The organism is Promicromonospora kroppenstedtii DSM 19349 (assembly GCF_000515355.1).
Classification (GTDB): Bacteria; Actinomycetota; Actinomycetes; order Actinomycetales; family Cellulomonadaceae; genus Promicromonospora; species Promicromonospora kroppenstedtii.
The window spans coordinates 22,691-23,718 of the sequence record NZ_KI911593.1 but is presented as its reverse complement, the minus strand read 5'-3'; the positions used below and the strand labels follow the sequence as shown (position 1 = coordinate 23,718).

The following is a 1,028-nucleotide window of genomic DNA, read 5'->3' as shown; positions in this document are numbered from 1 at the left end:
GCGGACGCCGCCTCGGCCGCCTCCGCGAACCGGCGCACCTGGTCCGGCCGCGCCACGAGCTGCGGGACGACGACGTCGTGCCCGGCGCGCAGGTGCTCCACCGCCATGACGAGCCCGAGCGACCGGGCCGAGCCGGCTGTGTCTCCTGGCGGGCCGCTGATCAGCGCGCGGACCACGTCGATGTCGAGGTTCAGCGTGCCCGGCCGGCGGGCCGCCCAGGCAGCGGCGAGCGTGGACTTGCCCACCCCGGGCAGCCCGTTGAGCAGGACGAGCCGGGTCACCGCTCGACCAGCACGCCGTCCTCGTCCGCGTGGACCATGGCGCCCGGGCGGAACAGCACACCGCCGATCTCGACGGGCTCGTCCAGCACGCCCGCGCCGGCCTTCGCCGACTTGCGCGGGTTGGTGCCGAGCGCCTTGACGCCGAGCCGCAGCCCGCCGATCGCCACCGAGTCACGGATCGCGCCGTGGATGATCGCCCCTGCCCAGCCGTTCTCGACCGCCGCCGCGGCGATGAGGTCGCCCATCAGGGCGCTGCGGAGCGAGCCGCCGCCGTCGACCACCAGGACCGCACCCTCACCCGGCGTCTGCGTCACCGCCTTGACCAGCGCGTTGTCCTCGTGGCACCGCACGGTGCGCACCGGGCCGGAGAAGGTCCGCACTCCGCCGAAGTCGCGCAGCTGCAGGGCGAGCGAGGCCAGCGCCTCGCCGTGCTCGTCGTACAGGTCGGCCGTCGCGGTCATCGTGATCCCCCGTCTCGTTGGCGTGGGCCAGACGATACTCGGTCCCGGATCCGGGACCCGACGCGCTTGCGCCGGAGTGGATACTCGGAATATGACGGCGACGACGCTCTCCCCCGCCCTCGTGGCGCACCTGCCCACCGGCCTGCTCATCGACGGGCACTGGGGCCCCGCGTCGGGCCGCGCCACGTTCGAGGTCACCGACCCCGCCACCGCCCAGCCCATCTTCGACGTCTCGGACGCCACCGCCGCCGACGCCGTGCGCGCCCTCGACGCCGCGCACGCGGCC

General features: G+C 75.1%; 2 protein-coding genes and 1 pseudogene. 1 reads left to right on the top strand and 2 read right to left on the bottom strand.

All coding sequences use genetic code 11. The features are described 5' to 3' along the window. Together PROKR_RS02915 and rraA are read right to left on the bottom strand one after the other, a co-directional pair. A partial coding sequence (locus PROKR_RS02915) for an AAA family ATPase (RefSeq protein ID WP_157601852.1) occupies nt 1-281 on the bottom strand: 281 nt, incomplete at its 3' end. After that, nucleotides 278-742, bottom strand: a complete 465-nt coding sequence (rraA, locus tag PROKR_RS02910; protein ID WP_036959413.1) for a ribonuclease E activity regulator RraA — start codon at nt 740-742, stop codon at nt 278-280. The genes PROKR_RS02915 and rraA, both read right to left, overlap by 4 nt. Before the next feature lie 91 nt (nt 743-833). Here rraA and PROKR_RS33595 point away from each other — a divergent pair. Next, a pseudogene (locus PROKR_RS33595) lies at nt 834-1,028 on the top strand (NAD-dependent succinate-semialdehyde dehydrogenase); the annotation flags it as partial.